Below are 14,793 nucleotides of genomic sequence, written 5' to 3'. Positions count from 1 at the left end.
CTTGCCCCGTCTGTTCATTCAATTTGTTAGCTAGTGCACGCTCACTCGCAGCGCCGCTGCGGCGGCAAACGGCGCCAATGTCACGCTGCCCGCCAGCATCGCGCCGAGTATCGCCAGGTAACCATCAATCGGCATGCCCATCGCGGCGGCGTCGATCGCGCCGGTGGCGAAGATCAGCACCGGGATATACAGCGGCAGCACCAGCAGGCTGAGCAGCACGCCCCCTTTGCGCAGGCCGACGGTCAGCCCCACGCCGATAGCGCCGATCAGGCTCAGCGTCGGCGTGCCGAGCAGCAGCGTCCCCGCCACCGCCAGCCAGGTTTGCATATCAAGCGACAACAGCAGCGCCACCAGCGGCGACAGGATCAGCAGCGGCAATCCCGTCACGACCCAGTGAGCACACACTTTGCCCAGCACCGTCATCGGCAGCGGCGTCGGCAGCAGCAACAGCTGCTCCAGCGAGCCATCGAGGAAATCGTCGCGAAACAGCCGCTCCAGCGACAGCAGCGAGGCCAACAGCGCCGCCACCCATACGATGCCCGGCGCAATGCGCGCCAGCAACTGCGGCTCCGGGCCAATCCCCAACGGGAACAGCGTGATCACAATCAGGAAAAACCACAGCGGGTTGACGATCTCCGAACCTTTACGGCAGGCGATCTTCAGTTCGCGACGCACCAGGGTCAAAAACATCACAAACTCCCCGCGTCGTGTTCCGCCAAACGAATTTTGCCCACCGTTTGGCTGACGCCGGCCAAATCCTGATGGGTGGTCAACAATACCATGCCGCCCCGCTGTGCATGTTGCTCAAAAAGGCTAATCAACTCGGCCACGCCCTGTTTATCGATCGCCGTTAACGGTTCATCGAGGATCCACAGCGGCGCCGCGCTGAGCCACAGGCGCGCCAACGCCACGCGCCGCTGCTGCCCGGCGGAAAGCTGCGCCACCGGCAGATCTTCGTAGCCCACCAATCCCACCTGCTCCAGCGCGCGCCAGATGGCCTGCTGCTCGGCCGCGCCGCGCACCGCCTGATAAAACTGCAGATTTTCGAAGGGTGTCAATACGGCTTTGATGCCCGGTTGATGGCCGATAAACAGCAAATCTTGCTGATACGCCGCGCGATCGCGCAGCGTGTTACGCCCGCGCCAGCACACCTCACCGCCGTCCGGCCGCGCCAGACCGGCGAGGATGCGCAGCAAACTGGTCTTGCCCGCGCCGTTCGGCCCTTCTACCTGAATGATATCGCCCGGCTGAACTGAAAAGCTTAGCTCGCTAAACAGGATGCGTTCATCGCGCACGCAACTCAGACTTTTGGCTTCCAGCATCGGGGAACTCATATTTTTCTTTGGGATAGCGAATCATAGCATAAGCCTTTCCCCACACGCAGCCTGCGGCGGGCGCGCCGGGAGGCCAATATGGCGAGCAGGATCAAGAATGCGCGGAAAAAAGCGGCGGATTTTAACTCTTGTTACCTTTTTCTGTATTTCGCCGCATTTAGGCTGGGCAACTACGCTTAATGACGTGACCTCACCCTTATTGAGCAGGAGCGACAGCATGAACGAACAGCAACACCAGGAGCACGAGCAGGATGAGACGATGCGGGTAGAGAGCGAAGAGCAGGAACAGGGCAAGCGCGAAATCGAAGTCAGGGAAGAGAATCTGCCGTCGCGCGCGGCGGCGGTGCATGAACAGATCCGGATGGAAGGCGAAAAAGAGCTGGAGCGCGACGGGCTGGCATTGCTGTGGTCGGCGATCGCCGCCGGGCTGTCGATGGGCGCCTCGCTGGCGGCGAAGGGCATTTTCCACGCCCGCCTACCGGACGATCCCAGCCGTTTCTTCCTCGAGAACCTCGGCTACACCTTCGGTTTTATCATTGTCATCATGGCGCGCCAACAGCTGTTTACCGAAAATACCGTCACGGGGGTATTGCCAATCATGCATAAGCCCACGCCGCGCAACCTGCTGATCCTGCTGCGTCTGTGGGGCGTGGTGCTGCTCGGCAACCTGATCGGCACCGGGCTGGCGGCGCTGGCGTTTACCCATATGCCGCTGTTCGACGCCGGGACGCGCGGCGCCTTCATCAGCCTGGGCGAAGAGGTGATGCGCCATACGCCGGGAGAAATGTTCGCCAACGGCATCCTGGCCGGCTGGATCATCGCCACCATGGTGTGGATGATCCCGGCCGCCGGCGCGGCGAAAATCTGGGTGATCGTGCTGATGACCTACCTGGTAGCGATTTGCGATTTGACCCATATCGTGGTCGGTTCGGTAGAGATCCTCTATCTGGTGTTCAACGGCGCGATTGGGTGGCAGGAATTCGTCTATCCGTTCGCCCTGCCGACGCTGGCGGGCAACATCATCGGCGGCACCTTTATCTTTGCGTTGATAAGCCATGCGCAGATCCGCAACGATTTGAGCGCCCAAAAACGGGCGGAGCGGCAGCAAGAGGAAAAACGGCGCCACAGCGGGGAAAAACCGTGATCGCCGTCGGTCAGGCGAGGAAATTTCGGCGCTAACTGGCGAGGTATTGAGCAAACGCACCGCTAAGCGCTTATTCTGCGGGTAAAAAAAGGTATAATGCCCCGGCAGCTTCGGTTGCCGGCCCGCAGCGTCCCCGTAGTTAAACGGATATAACAAGCCCCTCCTAAGGGCTAGTTACTGGTTCGATTCCAGTCGGGGACACCATTATTTATTATCAAGCCATTCCCCAGCATCGGCACCCGCAATCCCCCTTCTCCACGCCTCAGATCCGATTTCCCCCGCGTTATGATGGGCGTTAATTGAAAAACTTAATATCCGTCGGCGTTGAGATCGTCGCCGCCTCACCTCTGGCCTTCAACTCGCCCGTCTCATCATCGAAATCGAACAGCGTAACGGTATTGGTGAACACATTCGTGACATAAAGATGCTTGCCGGTGGCATCGAAAGCGAGCGCACGCGGTTCAATGCCGCCAGCCTCATAGCGCGTCGTCTCCCCTGGCAGCCCATCCCCACCAATTTTTAATACCAGCAAATGGTTATCGGCACCGCGATTGGTGGCAATAAGATATCTGCCGCTCGGGCTGAGGATAATGGCTCCGCCGCTTTTCGCCTCCGCTGAATCCTGCCCGCCGTTCAGTTTCACTTTCCCTTGTTGCGTCAATCGATGGTCGCTGACGGTAAACACCTCGATTTCACCCGCCATTTCGGTGATGACATAGGCATACTCGCCTTTCGGCGAGAATACCATGTGCCTTGGGCCGGCGCCTGGCGCAAAGCTGACATCGCGCGATGCATCCGCCTGCAGCGGCTGTGCGCTATCCGAGCGATAGCGATAGGCGTGCAGCTTGTCCCCGCCGAGATCCGCCGCATACAGATATTTACCATCGCGGCTGAAGGTGGTTGAGTGCGCATGGCCCCCTTCCTGGCGCCCCTGCACGGTGCCAGAACCTGATATAAACGGATAATGCTGCACCTGTTCACCCAGTTTGCCGTCACTGCCAATTGGCAATACCGTCATCCCCGCGCCGCCTTTGGCGACGGAGTAGTTGGCGACAAACAGAAACTTGCCATCCGGACTGAGGGTGGCATGCGTCGGCTGCTGGCCCGCACTGCTCACCGTATTCAGCACCCGCACGCTGCCAGCTTCGTCTATTGCCAAGGCGGTCACCGTTCCCGCGTTCTCCTCATTGGTGGCATAGGCGAAACGGCCATCGCGAGATTTTACGATCCACGATGGGCTGTTCATTTTAACCACGTCGAGCAGCGTTAACGTGCCGTCGCCATTAACCGCCAGGCGATAGAGCCCTTCACTGGGTCTTGCCGGTTTCTGCACCGCAGGCGCATTCGGAATATGGGTCCAGGTACCGACTAACGCTATTTGCTGATGTTCCCGATTATTGGCCATCGCATTTCCTGAAAACATGAGAGAAATTAACACCGCAGTTAATTGAATGGCTTGCCGGCCTGAGCCGGCAACGATTGTTCGACCAAGTTCAGACAATATAGAAGGTAGCATAAAGCGAGCTGGATGGCGCTTATTAATCGAGTCGAGAGTTTTTTCTCTATTCATGATGTCTTCTTGCCTCATCACTATGTCACAGGAATAAGTATATCGACATTGACAACCTTGCCATTTAGATCCTCTTGCCTATATAACTCTATAAAAAAGCTCTCCCTCATTTTGACATTGATGGCAGGCAGATAAGCGTCATACATTACATCGAAAAAGTCAATATATTCTGAAAACTCCCCCGTAAAGGGGATGACAATATATTTACCCATAGGGATATAGAAGTTAAAGATGGAATGAAAAACCTCTTGCCCTTTGCTGTTGGAATGCCATTTATTACTCCTGTTCTTTTCCACATTACATCCCCCCCGCTGCTTGCTTAACCATTTTTCATTGGTCCGTGCAATGTCGCCGGTATCTCTGAATTTTCTTATAGAATGAAAAATCAGTGATTTGTAATGCTTTAACATCTCAATGTCATCCGGCATGACCGTGTGGTAGAAGTAGGGTTTCTTATCGTTGCCATACGGCGGGATCTGCGTGGAAAAATCCCATCCCCGGCTGTTTCTAAAGCTGTTGGGCGTTTCGCCAAAGAAACGTTTGAATGCCCGCGTGTAACATTGCTGAGAGGCAAACCCGGATGCCAGGGCGACATCCAATATGTTCCCTTGGTGCTGTTTGAGCAAAATAGCAGAGCGACTCAGTTTTCTATTCCTTATATAAGTCCCTAGCGTTATACCAAAATAATGCTTAAACAGCCGTTGCAAATGCCATTTAGAGTAACCTGAGATAATGGAAACCTTTTCAACTGTCAGCCCCTCGACAATATTCTTTTCCATATACTCCAACACCTGCAAAAGAATATCTTTTCTGTAATCCATATGTGCTCCTTGCTTTTATAAGATTTGCGTCCTTTTTATTAAAATCGTTAACCAACCAAACCAAGTCATTAAGATTAATCCTAAAAAAAACCAGCCTGTCAATTCATTTTTTTCGGCATAGGAAAAACTATCGCATAAATAACTGAAAATGATCATGTTATATAAATCTCTCCGCAAGAAACCCATAAAACAAAATCAACTCGCGTAAAGTGCACTCATCAAAGATGCACTTGACACACCAGGCAGAATCACACTTTTTGCTAATTGTTTTACCTTAAAGTGTTTTTTTACAGCCAGATTGCATGGCCGAATAGGAATTTCATCATCACAAATGAAAACGCATTTTATATGCCTGGCCCGCCGATAAAACGTACTGCGAAAGAGATATAAAGTATGACCGACAGCAAAAGAAGACGGGAGGGATAAGCTCAAGGCTGAACATCGGTCTCAATAATCTCGCGTCGCAATAGCGCGTTTCTTTTTTATCGTTCCTGCGCAGAGAAAACGGATATTTTAACAAACCTTGCTCGATGCCCTGTTTTACAAACCGCGCCCATTGGGAACCCTGCCTACTCCCATGAATCGCCCATCTCTCCCCCGGTAAAATGCCGAGCCGACTCGCCCGCGCCTTGTTGTCAGAACGGCCTGCGGCCGCAAACAAAAAGCCCAGCACGCGAGGCTGGGCTTTTCATTAACGGCCTGATTAATCAGCCAGGTTGTCGATCTCTGCGGACCTGTGCTTGCGCAACAGGTACAGCAGCAAAGATACCCGCCGCTCGGTGCGTTCCGGGGTATCCGGCGGCAGGTTGTAGCGCAGGGTATAACGCTCGTTGTTCTCGTTGCAGAAATCGATGACGAGCACGGGAGCAGAGGCCCCCGCTACTTTTCGATAATTCAGCGAGATGCACGACAGGTTTTTTTTCATCTCAACTTACCGCGACAGTGCGGCGGGTTGATTCGGCAATCCGCCCCACGCCGGCGCTCAACGCAGCGCCCAACAGCAGCACCAACAGCGAACCCCACGCGGCGCGAGACAGCTGTTTGGCCGCTTCATCGGCCGCTTCACGCGCTTTCTGCTCGGCCTCGGCCTTGAGTTTTTCCACCTTCTGCACCGCCTGCTGGTAAGCCTGGGCGTAGTTATCGACGATTTGGCTCGCTTCATCGCGGCTCTTGCCGGTGCGTGCCGCAACGATATTCACCAGCGCGTCCTTATCGGCGGCGCTCAACGCCGGCTCACCGGACTGCTTGACGCGCTCGAACCACTGCTTAAGCTCGGTGGCGGCCTGCGCCGGATCGGCCGCGGCATCCACGGCCGACTGTTTGCCGTCGGCGGCCGCCCGATTGGCTTTCTGCTCCAACCGAGCAGGATCCAGCTCCGGCTTACCGCTCTGCTTAAGCGTGGCGTTCAACTGATTTTCCAGGCTTCCCCAGTCAAGGCTGATGCCCTTTTTATCCAGCTGTTGCTTGAGGCCTTCGCCTACGTTTGGCGCTGCCGCCGCCAGGCCGCTGCCTGCCAGCGAAAGCCCTTTACCCACCGCGCTTCCCGCCAGCCCCACTACGCCGCTCGCCAATGAAACCATCAGCCAGGTGGTCAACAAGGTGGTGATCGCCCAGCTCAGCAAGCCATGCAAGCCGCCGCGATTCGGTGCGGAGCGGCCGGCGACGAACGCGCCTGCGGCCAGCGATGCCAACGTTGAAACCAGCAGCCAGATCCCGGTGCCGGTGCCAAAGCCGCTCAGAGGGTTGCCCTTTTGCATCATATCCACGGCCTGGGCACCAATAGCCGTGCCCAGCACGCTGAAGGTCAGATAAGTCACCAGCGCCACGGCACTCCCGGCCAATATCGAGCCCCATGACACCTGAAACGCTAAGCGATTTGATTCATAGACAGTGGTCATCGTTGTTCCTTATATTTTCTGGACAAGTGATTGCACGCACGGCGGGTAACCGCGCAGACAAATTCAGTCTGCCGCGCGGCGTCGTCGGCCGTCCCGGTTCATTTGCATCAGAATGCCTGGTGCATTCACACCCTGCGAATACGCACGTTATGCACTAAGCTGCTCAGCGAATAGCGTAACCCGCGGCCGCCTTAAGAGGCCGCCCCCCTTCTGTCTAGCGGAGAACACATGAGCCAATCCGTTTTGGCCAGCGAAACCCACAGCGGCCACCTGCAGCAAATCATCTCCGGCTTGTCCGACGGCGTGATCCTGACGGATACCGATCAAACCTTGCTATGGGCCAACGAGGCCGCGTTGACCATGCATGGCGTGAGTCATCAGAAAGCTCTGGGGGCCAATGCCGGCGAGTACGCGGCGCGTTTTGCCCTGCGCTATCGCAACAATCATCCGCTGGTTTTGGAACAGTACCCGCTGAACCGGGTTGCCGAAGGCGAAACATTCACCGATGTGGTGGTGGAGGTTCGGCAGGTCGACGATCCGGACAGCTTCTGGGTGCACCGCCTGCGGAGCCTGATTATCACCGATGCGCAGGGGCAACCGGAGCTGCTGGCGCTGATCCTGAGCGACGCGACAGAGTGGGCCAGCGCCGAACAGCGCTTTGAAAAAACCTTCAACGCCAATCCGGCACCGGCAGTCATTTGTCGACTAAGCGACCTGCGTTACGTCAAGGTCAACCAGGGGTTCCTTGATATGACCGGTTACCAACGTGAACAGGTCATGGGGCGTTCGGTTTATGAACTCGACGTTTTGGAACAGGCGGAGCACAAAGAACTGGCCGTTCAGCGCCTGGGGGAAGGCGCTACCATTCCGCAGATGGAGGCCGAGCTGAAGCTGCCCGGCGGCGGAAGCAAGCTGGTGGTGGTTGCCGGCCAACCCTTGGATATCAATGAAGACGACTGCATGCTGTTCACGTTTACCGATCTCGAACCCCGGCGCCAGGCGGAATCGGCGCTGCGAGAAAGTGAAGAACGGTTTGCCAAGGCATTTCGCCTGAGCCCGGTGCCGACGTTGTTATGTACCGCGCACGAGCGGCGCGTGCTGGATGTCAACGAAGCCTTCACCCGCACTACCGAGTACGACGCCGAAGACTTGATCGGCAAGACGGTCGGAGAGATCCCGTTTATTGACGATCCGGAGGCGAACCGCCGTTTGTTTGCCGCCCTGGAAAAAAGCGGCAACGTCGAAGGGCTGGACATCCGGGTGCGCAAGAAAGGGAGCGAGTCGATTGACTGTGTGGCCTCGGCGGATGCCGTCAGCATCCACAACGCGCCCTGTTATCTGCTGGTGCTCATGGACATTACCGAACGCAAACGCTCGGAGCTGGAGCTGGTAAGCGCCATCGAAGAAGTGATGCAGGACGCCTCCTGGTTCAGCCAAACCCTGATCGAAAAACTGGCCAACGTGAAAAGCATCAACCGGCCCGACCAGGCTGGATTTACCGCCAGCGATCTCACGCCACGCGAGCGCGATGTGCTGGAATTGATTTGCGAGGGGCTGCCGGACAAGAAAATCGCGGCGCGTCTCAATCTGGCGCTCAACACCATCCGCAACCATGTCGCGACAGTCTATTCCAAACTCGGCGTGCATAGCCGCAGCGAAGCCATCGTCTGGGCCAGAGAACGCGGGCTGTTTACCGGTGGGCTGGCCTTCAGGAATGGCAAGTAGCCTGCAAATGCACTACCCAAACCGATGCAAACGCCCCTTATAGGCCAAAAGTGAAGTGCATAACATGGCGGTACAAATGCAGGCTTCCGTCCTGTGCGGAAGCCAAACGGATCGAACCTTAGGAGCGCATCACAATGAACAGCGAAAAAGCCAATGGCATGATGGAAAAAGTGGCGGGCAAGGCGCAGGAAATCGCGGGCGACGTCACCGGCAACGAACGTTTGCAGGCCGAAGGCGCCGCGCGCCAGGCAGCGGGCGTGCTGCAAGAAAAATACGGCGATGCCCTGAGCTGCGCCGGCAACATGATGAAGAAAAACCCCCTCGCCGCATTGGCCCTCATTGCCGGCGCAGGCCTGTTGACCGGCCTGCTGCTGCGCCGCCGTTGATACGCGCCGGCGAACAAACCGCTTTTCCCTGAATGCCGCGCCCGGTGGGTAGCCACCGGGCGCGGTTCTATCGGCCTGAGGGACGCAGTATTATCGATTGATGCCTACGCTCGTTTGCCGCTGGGATTAACGCGTATTCTGTGTCGCCATGCGACGAATTATCGCGGTGAAACCGCTATATCCCGCAGAGAACATGAGCCTTTATCGTTCAGGCTGCCGCACAGCGTCTTTACTCGCTGCTTATACGGCACGTCTTTTTATTATATTCGTCCTATTGCAGATTATCATCACCCTCTCACTCAACGCGCCCACCGTCTGTTATTTCCGGTTGTTATGCAAGCCAGTTAATTTCCCTGCAACATAACGATATTTCTCAGCGTAAAAACTGAATATATCAATCAGCCTGGGTTTATCCTCCGCGCCATTAAATGTTAATATTGCCGGATTATGCGCACGGAGAAATAGCATGTTCCCCAGTAAAAAACATTCGCAGCGGGCAACCCCGCTGACCAGCTATCAATTTTCCCGGCTGCATACTTTCGAATGCGTCGCCCGTCATTTATCTTTTGCGCTGGCGGCGCAAGAATTGTCGATCACCCCCAGCGCCGTGAGCCACCGCATTAATTTGCTCGAAAAGGAATTGGGTTTTCTGCTATTCCAACGCTTTCATCGCCGGATTACGCTGACGCCGGAGGGCGAGCGCATGCAATGGGCGCTGGACAGTTCCTTCAACACCTTGAATCAGGAAATTCTGGACATCAAAAATCGCGAGTTGACGGGGACCTTGACCCTCTACTCGCACCCGTCCCTGGTGCAATGTCTGCTGCTGCCGCGCATCGGCGACTTTATCGCCCAGCACCCCACCATTCACCTCAATATTCTGACCGGGCAGGAAATCATCAACCTGGCCAACCGCGGCGTGGATCTGGCGATGTACTTCGGCAAACTGCCCTCGGGGCGGCATCTGGACGAAGCCTTTATGCAGGAATCAATGGTGCCGATCTGCACGCCGCAGTACGCCGCCACGCATAACCTGTACGATGCGCCGGAAAACCTGGCCCACTGCACGCTGCTGCACGATCGCTACAACTCCGGCGAAGATGAGTGGCAAACCTGGTCGCAACACTTTGCGCTGGGGCTGGATACCGACAGTAAAAGCATGGAGTTCGACCGTTCCGATCTTGCAGTGCTGGCCGCGACGCGGCACCTTGGCGTCGCCATGGGGCGGCTCAATCTGGTGCAGGACTGGATCAAAAGCGGCGAACTGATCATTCCGTTCACCGACATGACCGTGCCCTGCGAGCACTGCTATTTTACCTCGACCATCTCCGAGCGGCAGTGGCCGAAGATCCTCGCATTTAAGCAGTGGATCATGAAAATCTCCCCTCTGGTCTGATGGCCAGAGGATTATCGCCATACTTTGGGGGAATAAGAAAAATGCAGCGCGCAGGCGTAGAGCCGGCCAGCCTTTGAATAAGAGATATTTTTGCGGTTTTTATCCCAGGCCAGCAGAGAATTATTGGCAAAATAATAAACCTCCAATTGCATCCCATTAGCCAACCTCGACCAGCCTCGGCTTCTTATCACGGTAAAATCACCGTTATCGCTGAGCGTAATCAGCGGCACGCCCCAGGCATAGCGGGATATTTGCAGCTGAATAATGAATTGGCTTTCGCAGCTTATTTGGTAGTTCTGTACATCAACATCCATAATTTATATTTTTGGTGCCACCCTTCGGTCAACATAAATAAGATATGAACAACTCACTACGATTAACCCCAGTACGATCAACACAGCACCCAATACAAATTCAATTTGCAACGGTTCGCCGAGAATGACGGCCCCCGCCAGGATGCCGAATACCGGCGTCATAAAGGTGAGAATGCCCAGCGAGGAAGCCTGATAACGGCGCAACAGTGAAAACCAGATCAGGTAGCTGAAAAACGACACGATCACCGTTTGGAACAACAGGCTGCTCCAGGCCACGGGGCTCAGGACGACGTGCAAATTGTCCGTCGCCAGCGCCAGCAGCGACAGCAGCACACAGGCGCCCGTCAACTGGAACAGCAGCGTCTGTTTGGCCGGGCACTCCGCCAGGCGCGTGGTACGGATCACCAGGGTAGAACCGCCCCAGGCGATCCCCGCCAGCAGGCCATAAAAATCGCCTTTCAGCCGATCGGCCCCGCCGCTGCCCTCGGCCATGCCCGATATGGCCAGCACCACACCGCCAAAGGCGATGAGCATGCCCAGCCACTGCACCGGCGACAGGCGTTCCTGGCGAATCAGAAAATGCAGGCCGAGAGCGGAAAACAGCGGCGCGGTGTACAAAAACACCGCCATATGCGAAGCGCTGGTATAGCGCAGCCCTTCGGAGACAAAAAAGAACTCCAGCGCGAACAATGCTCCTACGCTCAGACCGGCGCTCAGCGTGGCGCGATCCCAGGTGAAACACTCGCCGCGGCAACGCGCCAACAGGTATACCCCCAGCGCGGCGAGCCCCGAACGAATGGCAATTTGCAGCACCGCCGACACATCCGCCTCGGCAGCCTTGATCGCCACCTGCTGCATTCCCCAGATGGCGCAAAGCATCACCATGGCGGCGGCAGCCCTGCCGTCAATACCGATTCTTGCATTCATAATAGGGTTCTCGTCGCCGTTGAAATAATAACAGGCTGCCGTCGCGTTATTCTTTATACACCACGATTTCCTGATAAAGTTTAATAACCTCGCCGTCGCTGTCGACAGAGTCGGTATATTCAGTTTGCTGCGCCAAATGAATCACCTTCCATCCTTTGCGCGCCAGTTCCGGGATCGTCAGGCGCCCCACGCCGCGGCAGGAAAACAGGGTGTCGTCAGACAACCTGAGTTTACTAACCTCTGCATAATCATAAGCTTGAGAATGACAAACGTGCGATTCCGCCGCCATCGCCGGTAATGAAAACAGCCCCACCAACAACATTAACAGATTCCTCATGGCGACCTCCCAATCGCTTATTCCTGCCGACCGATTACGCAGAAAGCGGCTAACGTTAATACGGCGGTGACAGGCTTTAATTAATTATCTCTTGCACGGATAAAATTACAGGCTGACGCCGATGACTGACAAATGAAAAATATAAACCTTGGCGTTAGATGAATTCATCCGAATCGAAAGGCATGAAAAGCGGCCCTTTTCACCGCACGAAATGGTCAAAAACCGGCCAATAATTAGCAAGAAAAGTAATTATTTATTTTACCGTTTATGTTACAAATGCCGCCCGCCGCTAAAACACCAAAAAAACCGTCAAAATGCGTGAAAACGCAGCGTTCTGCGCAAAACATCGGCATGGCGGCGCTGATGGGGGCGGTCATACATAAAACAGGGATAACACATGGCAATGAAATTGCGCGTATTGACTCAAGCGGTGGCGCTGGGTCTGGCGATCGGCAGCGCGTCGTTCGCCGCTCAGGCGGAAATCACCCTGCTGAAGCAGGATCCGCAGGCTGGCGATCCGCTCAGCCGCCTGAACTTCACCGTTGGCGGCAGTATCCGTCCGCAGTTCAACAACATGACGGGCGACGGTGACAAGGGCTCCTACAAGCGTAACGGCTTCGACGGCGGCACCCGCTTCCGCTTCGCGGCGGACTACTACCTGTTCGACGATATCAGCTGGATCAGCTACTACGAGCTGGGCGTGAACATTCCGGCGCTGTTCGACTGGGATCACCACTATGCCGACGGCGCGAGAAACACCAGCCGCCGCATGCTGTACACCGGCCTGAAAAGCAACACCTGGGGCCAGATGACCTTCGGTCAACAGAACAGCGTTTATTATGACGTGGTGGGCGCCAAAACCGATATCTGGGACTACGACATGCTGGCCCAGGCACCGGGCAACGGCATCAACGGTGACTACGACGGCTCTTACCGCTCACGCAAAATGCTGAAGTACAAGAACCGCTTCGGCGATGCGGACGTTTACGCTTCGTACCTGTTCAGCGACAGCGACTATCTGCCGGGCAACGGCCTGCGCTACAAGCGCAAAGGCGGCGGCTCACTGGGCGTGGATTACCACATTACGCCGGACCTGACCTGGGGCACCGCCTGGAACTACACCCGCGCCGAAATGCGCAATCCGTCCACCAACGGCAGCAAGAGCTATGACCAGAACATTTTCGGTACCGCCATCAGTTGGAAACCGGACAACTGGACCCTCACCTTCGGCGGCGGTTACTACAACGACTTCCTGACCACCAAGAAAGCCGACATCAATAATTACTTCGCCGGCGACGCATGGGGTATCGAATACCTGGCCGGTTATACCGTGCCGGTTGGCCAGTACGCGGTGAAATCGGTGATGCCGTACTTCATGGGCGATCGCCTGGAATACATCACCGGCCGCAACTACCAGCGCATCGACAACGGCCTCGGGGTTACCGTGCAGTTTGACTACGGTTTCCGCGTTGACGTGGAGCACGTGCTGACATCGAGCACCGACAACCTCGGCGATATGACCGTGGTGCGTCTGCGCTACGATTTCTGATTGCTCTGAACGCAAAAAAGGCCGCGCAAGCGGCCTTTTTCGTTATTGACGCAGCGTCAGAAGCCGCCGCGCGCCGAGCGCCCGACCGCCTCGCCCAGCTGCCATACCGCCATGGCGTAATGGGTGCTGTGGTTATAGCGGGTGATGACGTAGAAGTTCGGCAGGCCATACCAATACTGGTAGCCGGTGCCGATGTCCAGCCGCAGCAGGCTGGCTTCCTGATTATCGCCGAGCGAGCCCTGCGGGCTTAGGCCGGCTTCCGCCAGCGCGGCAACCGAGTAGCGCGTCTTGAAGCCGTTTTCCAGCCCCGGCGCCTGGCCGTTGGCCTGAATGGCGACCGGTTCGCCTTTGGACCAGCCGTGCGCCTTGAAGTAATTGGCCACGCTGCCGATGGCATCGACCGGATCCCACAGGTTGATATGCCCATCGCCGTTGAAGTCGACCGCATAGCTTTTGAAGGAAGAAGGCATGAACTGCCCATAGCCCATCGCGCCGGCAAAGGAGCCGCGCAGTTCGAGCGGATCGTCGCCTTCGGTGCGCGACATCAGCAGGAAGGTTTCCAGCTCTCCGGCGAAGTAATCGGCGCGGCGCGGGTAGTTGAAGGCCAGCGTCGCCAGCGCGTCGATAATGCGGGTTTTACCCATTACGCGGCCCCAGCGGGTCTCCACGCCGATAATCCCCACAATGATCTCCGGCGGCACGCCGTACACCTGCCAGGCACGCTGCAGCGCATCCTGATATTGATTCCAGAACACCACGCCGTTTTGCACGTTATCCGGGGTGATGAACTTGTTGCGGTAGCGCAGCCAGGAACCGTTCGGCCCGGTTGGGCCCTGGGTAGACGGCGTCGGCGCCTGCCTGTCCATCAGCCGCAGCACCGAATCCAAACGCCGTGCCTGCGCCAGCACGTCGTGCAGCTGCTGCCGATCAAAGCCGTGTTCCTGCACCATCTTATCGATAAAGCGCGCGGTATTCGGGTTATTGGCGAAATCCCCCCCCAGCGGCGCGCCGCTGTGCGCCGGGCTCAGCAAAAAGCCGCCCTTTACCGGGGTGCTCTGCGGCGTAGCGGTGGTACTGGGTTTCGGCGTGCTGCTACAGGCAGCAAGCAAGGTAATCAGCGGTAAAAGCGCAACCAGGTGACGCATCGGATATCCATATAGCCATGCAAGAGATAAGTGGGAGTTATGTTAATGCATTGTTCAACGCGAACAAACAGGATTATGCCGCCAATTACCGCGCCAGGTAGCCAAACGTGCCAAATTGTGACGTTTTGCACGGTGAAGGGACGCCCGATGCGGCCGCGTGGAATCTCAACCGCAACTAAATGAGAAAAATTATCACCTTGACGCCCGCATTTACCCCGATAAAATGCCCGGCTGCTTGCCATCCGGC

At 56.4% G+C, this 14,793-nt stretch carries 15 protein-coding genes and 1 tRNA gene; 6 read left to right on the top strand and 10 right to left on the bottom strand.

Annotated features, from left to right (window positions below; genetic code table 11):
* Window positions 1-30 precede the first annotated feature (30 nt).
* Together ccmB and ccmA are read right to left on the bottom strand one after the other, a co-directional pair.
* Entirely contained in the window at window positions 31-690 is a 660-nt protein-coding gene (ccmB, locus tag ACJ8QF_RS09605) for a heme exporter protein CcmB (protein ID WP_016926839.1), read from the bottom strand.
* On the bottom strand, window positions 690-1,322 hold the full coding sequence (ccmA, locus tag ACJ8QF_RS09600; protein WP_004936275.1) for a cytochrome c biogenesis heme-transporting ATPase CcmA: 633 nt from the start codon (window positions 1,320-1,322) through the stop codon (window positions 690-692). The genes ccmB and ccmA overlap by 1 nt, the downstream gene beginning before the upstream one ends.
* A 229-nt stretch (window positions 1,323-1,551) precedes the next feature.
* On the opposite strand from ccmA, the gene ACJ8QF_RS09595 reads away from it, so the two are divergent.
* Complete coding sequence (locus ACJ8QF_RS09595; RefSeq protein WP_442537479.1) at window positions 1,552-2,478, top strand: formate/nitrite transporter family protein; 927 nt, start codon at window positions 1,552-1,554, stop codon at window positions 2,476-2,478.
* A 129-nt stretch (window positions 2,479-2,607) separates the two neighbouring features.
* Window positions 2,608-2,682, top strand: a tRNA-Arg gene (locus tag ACJ8QF_RS09590).
* 91 nt (window positions 2,683-2,773) lie between these two features.
* Here the strand turns inward: ACJ8QF_RS09590 and ACJ8QF_RS09585 are convergent.
* The 4 genes from ACJ8QF_RS09585 to ACJ8QF_RS09570 all read right to left on the bottom strand — a co-directional run bounded on the left by ACJ8QF_RS09585 (window position 2,774) and on the right by ACJ8QF_RS09570 (window position 6,767).
* Complete coding sequence (locus ACJ8QF_RS09585; protein ID WP_280631345.1) at window positions 2,774-4,048, bottom strand: lactonase family protein; 1,275 nt, start codon at window positions 4,046-4,048, stop codon at window positions 2,774-2,776.
* 20 nt (window positions 4,049-4,068) lie between these two features.
* Window positions 4,069-4,869, bottom strand: coding sequence for a helix-turn-helix domain-containing protein (locus ACJ8QF_RS09580; RefSeq protein ID WP_021505596.1), 801 nt, complete (start codon window positions 4,867-4,869; stop codon window positions 4,069-4,071).
* Between the two features lie 703 nt (window positions 4,870-5,572).
* Window positions 5,573-5,794 carry a hypothetical protein gene (locus ACJ8QF_RS09575; protein ID WP_004936288.1) on the bottom strand — a complete coding sequence of 74 codons (222 nt, stop codon included), beginning with the start codon at window positions 5,792-5,794 and terminating at the stop codon, window positions 5,573-5,575.
* 1 nt (window position 5,795) lies between these two features.
* Window positions 5,796-6,767, bottom strand: a complete 972-nt coding sequence (locus tag ACJ8QF_RS09570; protein ID WP_088381821.1) for a hypothetical protein — start codon at window positions 6,765-6,767, stop codon at window positions 5,796-5,798.
* A gap of 228 nt (window positions 6,768-6,995) precedes the next feature.
* Here ACJ8QF_RS09570 and ACJ8QF_RS09565 point away from each other — a divergent pair, with 228 nt between their 5' ends.
* The 3 genes from ACJ8QF_RS09565 to dsdC all read left to right on the top strand — a co-directional run bounded on the left by ACJ8QF_RS09565 (window position 6,996) and on the right by dsdC (window position 10,274).
* Window positions 6,996-8,492 (top strand): helix-turn-helix transcriptional regulator, encoded by a 1,497-nt coding sequence (locus ACJ8QF_RS09565; protein ID WP_033632462.1) that lies wholly within the window; start codon window positions 6,996-6,998, stop codon window positions 8,490-8,492.
* A 134-nt stretch (window positions 8,493-8,626) separates the two neighbouring features.
* Window positions 8,627-8,878, top strand: a complete 252-nt coding sequence (locus tag ACJ8QF_RS09560) for a CsbD family protein (RefSeq protein WP_004936297.1) — start codon at window positions 8,627-8,629, stop codon at window positions 8,876-8,878.
* Window positions 8,879-9,344: 466 nt separating this feature from the next.
* Window positions 9,345-10,274 carry a DNA-binding transcriptional regulator DsdC gene (dsdC, locus tag ACJ8QF_RS09555; protein WP_004936301.1) on the top strand — a complete coding sequence of 310 codons (930 nt, stop codon included), beginning with the start codon at window positions 9,345-9,347 and terminating at the stop codon, window positions 10,272-10,274.
* Between the two features lie 11 nt (window positions 10,275-10,285).
* Here dsdC and ACJ8QF_RS09550 read toward each other — a convergent pair whose 3' ends face one another.
* Genes ACJ8QF_RS09550 through ACJ8QF_RS09540 form a run of 3 tightly spaced genes read right to left on the bottom strand, consistent with a single transcriptional unit; the run spans window position 10,286 to window position 11,852 of the window.
* Complete coding sequence (locus tag ACJ8QF_RS09550) at window positions 10,286-10,588, bottom strand: hypothetical protein (RefSeq protein WP_197753404.1); 303 nt, start codon at window positions 10,586-10,588, stop codon at window positions 10,286-10,288.
* A gap of 3 nt (window positions 10,589-10,591) precedes the next feature.
* The gene (locus ACJ8QF_RS09545; protein ID WP_197753405.1) at window positions 10,592-11,515 is read right to left on the bottom strand and encodes an EamA family transporter; all 924 of its coding nucleotides are present in this window, start codon (window positions 11,513-11,515) and stop codon (window positions 10,592-10,594) included.
* Window positions 11,516-11,561: 46 nt separating this feature from the next.
* Window positions 11,562-11,852, bottom strand: coding sequence for a hypothetical protein (locus tag ACJ8QF_RS09540; protein WP_015378635.1), 291 nt, complete (start codon window positions 11,850-11,852; stop codon window positions 11,562-11,564).
* Window positions 11,853-12,249: 397 nt separating this feature from the next.
* Here ACJ8QF_RS09540 and ACJ8QF_RS09535 point away from each other — a divergent pair, with 397 nt between their 5' ends.
* The gene (locus ACJ8QF_RS09535; RefSeq protein WP_442537478.1) at window positions 12,250-13,401 is read left to right on the top strand and encodes a porin; all 1,152 of its coding nucleotides are present in this window, start codon (window positions 12,250-12,252) and stop codon (window positions 13,399-13,401) included.
* 56 nt (window positions 13,402-13,457) lie between these two features.
* Here the strand turns inward: ACJ8QF_RS09535 and mltB are convergent, their stop codons facing one another.
* A complete protein-coding gene (mltB, locus tag ACJ8QF_RS09530; protein ID WP_015378637.1) occupies window positions 13,458-14,546 on the bottom strand; it encodes a lytic murein transglycosylase B in 1,089 nt (362 codons plus the stop codon).
* Between the last annotated feature and the right edge of the window lie 247 nt (window positions 14,547-14,793).

Origin of the sequence: Serratia sp. CY81684 (assembly GCF_052166595.1) — a bacterium.
GTDB classification, from domain to species: Bacteria; Pseudomonadota; Gammaproteobacteria; order Enterobacterales; family Enterobacteriaceae; genus Serratia; species Serratia nematodiphila.
The sequence above is the reverse complement of the archived record's forward strand: the minus strand, read 5'-3'. Positions and strand labels throughout refer to the sequence as shown.

Bases quoted from the DNA above. Each gene is read 5' to 3' on its own strand.
- ACJ8QF_RS09585 (WP_280631345.1), bottom strand. From the start codon at position 4,048: ATGAATAGAGAAAAAACTCTCGACTCGATTAATAAGCGCCATCCAGCT.
- ACJ8QF_RS09560 (WP_004936297.1), top strand. From the start codon at position 8,627: ATGAACAGCGAAAAAGCCAATGGCATGATGGAAAAAGTGGCGGGCAAG.
- mltB (WP_015378637.1), bottom strand. From the start codon at position 14,546: ATGCGTCACCTGGTTGCGCTTTTACCGCTGATTACCTTGCTTGCTGCC.
- ccmA (WP_004936275.1), bottom strand. From the start codon at position 1,322: ATGCTGGAAGCCAAAAGTCTGAGTTGCGTGCGCGATGAACGCATCCTG.
- ccmB (WP_016926839.1), bottom strand. From the start codon at position 690: ATGTTTTTGACCCTGGTGCGTCGCGAACTGAAGATCGCCTGCCGTAAA.
- ACJ8QF_RS09535 (WP_442537478.1), top strand. From the start codon at position 12,250: ATGGCAATGAAATTGCGCGTATTGACTCAAGCGGTGGCGCTGGGTCTG.
- ACJ8QF_RS09565 (WP_033632462.1), top strand. From the start codon at position 6,996: ATGAGCCAATCCGTTTTGGCCAGCGAAACCCACAGCGGCCACCTGCAG.
- ACJ8QF_RS09575 (WP_004936288.1), bottom strand. From the start codon at position 5,794: ATGAAAAAAAACCTGTCGTGCATCTCGCTGAATTATCGAAAAGTAGCG.
- ACJ8QF_RS09595 (WP_442537479.1), top strand. From the start codon at position 1,552: ATGAACGAACAGCAACACCAGGAGCACGAGCAGGATGAGACGATGCGG.
- ACJ8QF_RS09580 (WP_021505596.1), bottom strand. From the start codon at position 4,869: ATGGATTACAGAAAAGATATTCTTTTGCAGGTGTTGGAGTATATGGAA.
- ACJ8QF_RS09545 (WP_197753405.1), bottom strand. From the start codon at position 11,515: ATGAATGCAAGAATCGGTATTGACGGCAGGGCTGCCGCCGCCATGGTG.
- ACJ8QF_RS09540 (WP_015378635.1), bottom strand. From the start codon at position 11,852: ATGAGGAATCTGTTAATGTTGTTGGTGGGGCTGTTTTCATTACCGGCG.
- dsdC (WP_004936301.1), top strand. From the start codon at position 9,345: ATGTTCCCCAGTAAAAAACATTCGCAGCGGGCAACCCCGCTGACCAGC.
- ACJ8QF_RS09570 (WP_088381821.1), bottom strand. From the start codon at position 6,767: ATGACCACTGTCTATGAATCAAATCGCTTAGCGTTTCAGGTGTCATGG.
- ACJ8QF_RS09550 (WP_197753404.1), bottom strand. From the start codon at position 10,588: ATGGATGTTGATGTACAGAACTACCAAATAAGCTGCGAAAGCCAATTC.